We start from the raw sequence: 6,683 nt of genomic DNA on the forward strand, positions 1-6,683 counted from the left end.
TGCTCGCTGTTTTCGATGGCGTCGTCGAACCGGCCCAGCTCGGTCAAGGGGATCACCATCCATGTGCTGGCGTAGCTTTCAGCGCGGCATGCTGGGTTTTCTGGCCCAGGCGCTTGGCCTTGTCGAGGCTTTCACACGCCTCGCCAAAGCGGTGGCGGTGCCATAGCACACACCCGTGCCAGGCCCAATGAAAGCCTTCCCGCACCGGGTCATCCAGGTCGCCCAAAAGCGATTGCTGGTGTTCGACCAGTTCAAGCAGTTTACGGTTCAGGCCCTTGTAATAAAACACAAAGGCCCATTGATTGACCACGTCCAGCAGGCGCTTTTTGGTCTGCGGTCGGGCGAGGTGCTGCTGCTCCAGCATGGCCTTGGCCGTCTTGAAGTACTGATCCGACTCGTCGAGGGCGTAGCGCCGCAGCGCCTTGGTTCCCGAACGGATCAGATAATCGGTGGCTTTATCGGTGGCGATGCTTTTCTGGAAATGGATGGCCAGGGTCTCCTCGAATTCCGACAGCCGATCCCGATAGATGTCTTCGATGGTTCGGCCGACCCGTTCGTGCACGCGCTGGCGCTCCCGACGCAGCAGGCTGCCATAGCTGACCTCCTGGATCAGCGCATGTTTAAAAATGAATTCCATCTCGGGATGCAGGGCGCGCGGTTTGATCAAGCCGGCGCGCTCGAGTTTGTAAAGGCCGGCGTCCACCGCATCGCTGTATACCGAAACGCGCTTCAAGATATCGTAAAGAAAAGCCCGGCCGATGACGGCTGCCTCTTGCAGGATACGTTTGTCCTTGGTTTCCAGCTGGTCCATGCGCGAGGCGATGATGCCGTGGATCGTGGAAGGGATGTCGGTTTCCTTGAAGGCACGGCTCATTTGCCAGTGGCCGTTTTCGAAAATCAGGGCCTTGGAATCCACCAACGCGTTGAGAATTTCTTCCAGGTAGAAGGGATTTCCCTCGGCCCGATGGCGGATCAGCCGGCACAGGTCCTCCGGCAGGGATTCCGTTTCCAGCATGGAGACCAGCATGCCCTCGGCCTCCGAAGGCGAGAGTTCCTTGAGGCGGACTTCACGGTACATGGGGGCGAGAAGATCCTGCTCGTGGCTGGTGAACAGACTGGCGTGGGGGCGCGTGGTGCAGATGACCATGGCCGGATGCTCGAAGTTGAAGATAATGTCCTTGAGCAGTTTGAACGATGCCGCGTCACCCCAGTGAATATCTTCCATGCAGAAGACCGTGGGCGCCTGACGGGCAATGGCCGAGAGCAGGTTGAGCATGGCCGACTTGAGTCGCGTGCGCCACTCCTCGGGACTCATCTCGGCGGTTGCCTTGACCTCCTGGCCGATCAACCCCTGAATGATGGGAATTTCCTCGGCCTGGGATCCAAGAGGGCGCCCACCCGCTTGGCAATCCCGGCGCTCATCTCCTCAGCCGTGGCCGAGCCGTCGAGATCCAGCCAGCGGCGCACGATGCCGACCAGGGGAAAGAAGGGGACGGGTTGGGTGTGGGCAAAGGCGTAGCCGGTGATCCAGTTGATGTGCTTGCCGGCCTGCTCCTTCTCGAATTCATAGAGCAGGCGGCTTTTCCCGGTGCCTGCTTCGCCAATGATCGAAATGATGGATCCCTCGCCGTTTTTCAAGGCCTGCATGGCGCTGCGCAGGACTTCCAGCTCGGTCTGGCGTCCGATCAATGCCGCCGCCAGATTCAGGTTGCGCTGGCCGGTGAGGGGACGTGTTCGCTCGTCTTTCACCGCATAAACCGAAATGGGCTTTGCTTTTCCCTGGATTTCCATGGCCGCCTTGGATTCGAAATCGAAGAATCCGAAGGCTTGTCGATAGGTTTCCGGACCCACCAGGATTTCGTCGGGCCGGGCCATGTCCGACAGGCGGGAGGCGATATTCACCGCATCGCCGGAAAGACCGTAGGTGCCATCGACCGGGATCGAGTGGGCCGTTACCACCAGCCCGGTATTGATGCCGGTGTGCATGGTGAGCGGTTGGGCAAGGGGAATGCTTTTCGGCTGAAGGCGCATGATGGTGGCATGAATTTCACGGGCGGCCTTGATGGCGCGGATGGCGTCGTCTTCATGGGCGACCGGAAGGCCGAAGATGACGAGCATTTCGTCACCGATGATGCGCTCGATGTGTCCGTTGTAGGTTCCGATGATTTGAATGCTGCTGCGGATGATCGACGCCATGAGGGCCTGGACATCTTCCGGATCGAAGGTTTCCATCATGCGTGTATAACCGGTGAGATCGGCAAACAGGATCGTCAGATGACGCCGTTCGCCCTGGGAGATGATATTGGCCTTGTCGGCTTCCAAGAGCGGATCCGGGCTCGTGCTGCCGGCTGACACGGTGGAAAGGGCGGCGCCGCATTCAACGCAGAATTTGCTTTCCGGCGGGTTCGCCATACCGCAGGTGGGGCAGTCTTTCCCCACACGCTGACCGCATTGACCGCAGAATTTGGCATTGGACGGAAGGATTGCCTGGCAATGGGGGCAATGCATCGGTAGACCTCGTTTGTTCGTGGGTGGCGCGTGTATCGGGATCTGCTTATCCGGGGTTCATTTTTATTGGTGCCTAAATCGTGTCCATCTTGTCAATTAAAATTGGCGGATTCGTAAAAAACCCGATATCGGCGTTACGCGAATCCTTCGTCACTGCGGCGTACGCAAAAGTACGCCTCCTTCCTTCAAGGATTCGCAAGCCTTGATCTCGGGTTTTTACGAATCCGTTAAAAGCTGCAGCCAGCCGGTTTAGGGCCGGACTTCCCGTTTCAGGTCGATGCCATACTTGCGCATGCGGTTCCATACCGTAACCCGATTGACGCCCAAGAGCCGTGCCGCCTGGGTCTGGTTGCCGCCCGTGGCTTTCAGAGCGTCGATCAACGCGTCGCGCTGGGCCGTTGCATCGAAACGGCGAATGCCTTCCGGCGCACCGGCGGTGACGCGGGGTTCGGCCAGCATCTGGGGGGCAGGTGATCGACGTCGATGGTCTCCTTGTCGCTCACCGTAAACGCATACTCCAGCGCACTTTTCATTTCGCGGACGTTTCCCGGCCAGCGATAGTCCATGAACCGGTTGAGCGCCTCCCGGGTCAGCCCGCGGATCGGTTTGTCCGTGCGCAGCTTCAGGAGATGGATGAAGTTGTTGGCCAGAACGGGGATGTCCGTCCGGCGTTTGCGCAATGGCGGCAGATGGATGGGAATCACGTTGATCCGAAAGTAAAGGTCTTCGCGGAACCGCTTCTGGTCGATCAGCTCCAAGAGGTTCCGGTTGGTGGCGGTAATGATTCGCACATCCACCGCAACGGGTCGGTTTTCACCCACCCGCTCGAACTGCCGGGTCTCCAGCACCCGCAGCAGTTTGATCTGGATGGACAGGGGGATGTCACCGATTTCATCCAGGAACAAATCTCCCTTGTGGGCGGCTTCGAAACGGCCGGTCCGGTCCCGGAAGGCGCCGGTGAACGAGCCTTTCACATGGCCAAACAACTCGCTTTCCAAAAGCGCCTCGTTCAGCGCCGCACAGTTGAGCTGCACGTAGGGCTCCCGCCGCCGGTTGCCCTGCTCGTGAATCGCCCGGGCGACCAGTTCCTTTCCCGTTCCGCTTTCGCCGAAAATAATGATCGGCGCATCGCTTTGGGCCGCTTTTTCGATCAGGGCGAAAACCGATTTCATCTCGTCGCTTCCGCCGATGATGCCCCCATACCCGCTGTTTTCGTCCAATTGGCGGGACAGGGTTGCGACCTTGCGGTCGAGGCGGTCGATTTCACTGAGGTCCGTCAGGGTTTCAACCGCCCCCAACATCGTCCCGTCCTCGTCCTTCAGTACCGAGGCGTTTTTCAGGGCGGGCAGATAGGTCCCGTCCTTCTTGCGGATCGCACAACGGCAACGACGCATTTCCGGCTGGTCGGGGGCGAAGAGCTTGCACCAGCCGTCGCCGGTGTTGTTGAGGGCCATTTCGCAAGCCTGGCATTCCAAGAGGGTACACGGCTGGCCGCAAACCTCGTTGGAGAGATACCCGGTCATCTCCTCGAAGGAGCGGTTGACCGACAGGATTCGTCCTTCTTGGCTGATGATCAGCAAGGCTTCGCTCATCGTGTTGATGACCCGCTCCCAGTGCAGGTTGATATCCGTAATCCGCATCGGCGCTCCTTTTCAACAACCCGGTTCAACGATTTGGGGAGGTGTTTAAACAAACGTTGGCTGTTTAACACATGTTTAAACCTTGTTTAAGCACAATTTGTCAAAATGGGCCGTGAATGACCTCACCAGATTAGCATTGTGTACCAAATCAATGGGTTGTCTTTTAATCAGAACTGGTGCGCTTTTTGATAAGGGGTTGGATGGCATTTTCAATGGCGCCAGAACAGAACCCCGCCGGGAACCGGGGGGTGAACATGGACCGCCATACGACGATCGATCTGATTTCCAAAAGGCTGTTTGTAAAGGAGGTTTCATGGGGCTCAACAGACGCGATTTTTTCAAATGGCTGACCGTCGCCGGTTCGGCCGTGGCCGGATCCGGGCGCAGCGCCCATGCCTGGCAATCCCGGGCACCGGCCGATCCACTGGGCTGCCTGGTGGACCTGACCCGCTGCATCGGCTGCCGCAAATGCGAAGAGGCCTGCAACCGGGTCAACCATTTGCCGGCACCGGATCAACGCTTCGAGGATTTGACGGTGCTGGATCGCAAGCGTCGGCCCGATGAACGCGCCTACACGGTGGTTAATCGCTACACCTCGGGCCTTATCGATGAACGCGATCAACTGGTGCCCACTTTTGTCAAGCTGCAGTGCATGCACTGCCAGGATCCGGCCTGCGCCTCGGCCTGCATTGTCGGCGCGCTCTCCAAAAAAGAGAACGGCGCCGTCTTCTACGATGTGAGCAAATGCATCGGCTGCCGGTACTGCATGGTGGCCTGTCCCTTCGAAATTCCGGCCTATGAATATCACGATCCGATCACACCCAGGGTGATGAAGTGCACCTTCTGCTATGAACGGGTCCAGTCCGAGGGAAAACTCCCCGGATGTGCCGAGATCTGTCCGGTGGAGGCGCTGACCTTCGGGCGCCGCGACGACCTGTTGAAGGAGGCCCACCGGCGCATCCAAGGCAATCCGGGGCGCTACATCGATCATGTGTATGGCGAAAAAGAGGTCGGCGGCACGAGCTGGATGTACATCTCCGGGGTTCCCTTTGAAAAACTCGGTTTCAACACCTTGCCGGAAACACCCATGCCGCGGCTGGCGGAAACCATCCAGCACTCCCTGTTCAGCTATCTGTGGTCGCCCATCGTGCTTTTCGGCATGCTTGGCGGCGTCATGTGGGCATCCAAAGACAAGGGGGACCGTGGCGGCAACGGCAAACCAGGAGGTGAGCGATGAGTCACGCGGCAGCGCCTGTTAATACGAAATTCTGGCGCCCGGGGTCGTCGTCCTGGCCGTGCTCATGGCCGCCGGCGCGCTGGCCATCGTGGCGCGCTTTACCGGCGGCATCGGTTATGTGTCCAACCTCTCCACCGCCAGGCCCTGGGGGCTCTGGATCGGGGTCGACGTGGCCTCCGGGGTGGCCCTGGCCGCCGGCGGCTTTACCACGGCGTTCTTGGCCCACATCATCGGGCGTCATTATTACGAAGCGTGGTGCGGCCGGCCCTGCTCACCGCCATGCTGGGATACACCTTCGTGGTGCTCGGCCTCTTGGTGGACATCGGCCGCTCCTGGGCCATCTGGAAACCCATGCTCTACTGGAATCCCACCTCGGTGCTGTTCGAGGTGGCCATGTGCGTGATGTTCTACCTCAACGTTTTGTATCTCGAATTTTTGCCCATTGTCGTTGCGCGGTTCAAGGGTCGGGTGGCCTTGCCGGGTCCCCTGGCGGTTTTAAATGCGCCGGTGGACGGGCTGCTGCGTCTGGCCGACGCGGTTTTGCCGAAAATCATGTGGATTTTCATCATTGCCGGCGTGGTGCTTTCCTGCATGCACCAGTCCAGCCTCGGATCGTTGATGCTCATCGCGCCCACCAAACTGCATCCCCTATGGTACACGCCCCTCCTGCCGCTGTTGTTCCTCACCTCGGCCATCGCCGTGGGGTATCCCATGGTGGTTTTCGAGGCCACCCTGGCCACGACCTCCCTGGGGCTGGATTCGGAAATGGAAGTGCTCACGCCGCTCACGCGGATCACCATTTTTCTTCTGGGAACCTATCTGGCCCTTAAAATCGGCGACATGGTGGTGCGTGGCACCTACGTGTATCTGCTGGATGGCACGGCCCAGACCAACGCCTTCATCGTCGAGGTTTTGCTCGGGGTTATCGTTCCGTGGCTGATGTTGCTTTCCCCAACCGTCCGGCAATCCCGACGGGCGCTGTTCATCGCCTGCTGCCTGATCGTCGGCGGGGTGCTGGTCAACCGCATCAATGTGTTTGTCGTGGGATACCGCCCGCCGATCAGCGAAGCCAACTATTTTCCGGCCATCGGTGAAATTCTCGTCACCGTCGGGTTGATTGCGACCCTGATGTTCATCTACCGTTTTCTCGTCACCGTTTTACCCGTGCTCAATCAACCGAAACAGGAGGTGTCCGCATGACCCGAACAGGACCGTCAACATTCATTGCCGCCGCGGCGGTTTTGGCCGGCATCCTGTTGGCCGTACCCGCCCGGGCCGCCGGTCCGGCAACGGATCCG

At 59.3% G+C, this 6,683-nt stretch carries 6 protein-coding genes; 2 read left to right on the top strand and 4 right to left on the bottom strand.

From position 1 onward, the window contains the following. Positions 1-52: 52 nt before the first annotated feature. The 4 genes from JCM12296_RS10585 to JCM12296_RS10595 all read right to left on the bottom strand — a co-directional run bounded on the left by JCM12296_RS10585 (position 53) and on the right by JCM12296_RS10595 (position 4,148). On the bottom strand, positions 53-1,348 hold the full coding sequence (locus JCM12296_RS10585) for an ATP-binding protein (protein WP_054692436.1): 1,296 nt from the start codon (positions 1,346-1,348) through the stop codon (positions 53-55). Further along, positions 1,345-2,508, bottom strand: a complete 1,164-nt coding sequence (locus tag JCM12296_RS10590; RefSeq protein WP_054692437.1) for an adenylate/guanylate cyclase domain-containing protein — start codon at positions 2,506-2,508, stop codon at positions 1,345-1,347. The genes JCM12296_RS10585 and JCM12296_RS10590 overlap by 4 nt, the downstream gene beginning before the upstream one ends. 249 nt (positions 2,509-2,757) lie before the next feature. Further along, positions 2,758-2,889: a helix-turn-helix domain-containing protein gene (locus JCM12296_RS47320; RefSeq protein ID WP_281491971.1), complete on the bottom strand. Its 132-nt coding sequence runs from the start codon at positions 2,887-2,889 to the stop codon at positions 2,758-2,760. Then, entirely contained in the window at positions 2,886-4,148 is a 1,263-nt protein-coding gene (locus tag JCM12296_RS10595; protein ID WP_246804139.1) for a sigma-54 interaction domain-containing protein, read from the bottom strand. Before JCM12296_RS10595 ends, JCM12296_RS47320 begins: the two co-directional genes overlap by 4 nt. Positions 4,149-4,461: 313 nt before the next feature. On the opposite strand from JCM12296_RS10595, the gene hybA reads away from it, so the two are divergent. Further along, a complete protein-coding gene (gene hybA / locus JCM12296_RS10600; RefSeq protein WP_054692440.1) occupies positions 4,462-5,385 on the top strand; it encodes a hydrogenase 2 operon protein HybA in 924 nt (307 codons plus the stop codon). A gap of 255 nt (positions 5,386-5,640) precedes the next feature. Next, complete coding sequence (gene nrfD, locus JCM12296_RS10605; RefSeq protein ID WP_246804140.1) at positions 5,641-6,585, top strand: NrfD/PsrC family molybdoenzyme membrane anchor subunit; 945 nt, start codon at positions 5,641-5,643, stop codon at positions 6,583-6,585. Positions 6,586-6,683 lie beyond the last annotated feature (98 nt).

It is taken from the genome of Desulfosarcina cetonica JCM 12296 (genome assembly GCF_001311845.1).
In the GTDB taxonomy this organism is placed as follows: Bacteria; Desulfobacterota; Desulfobacteria; order Desulfobacterales; family Desulfosarcinaceae; genus Desulfosarcina; species Desulfosarcina cetonica.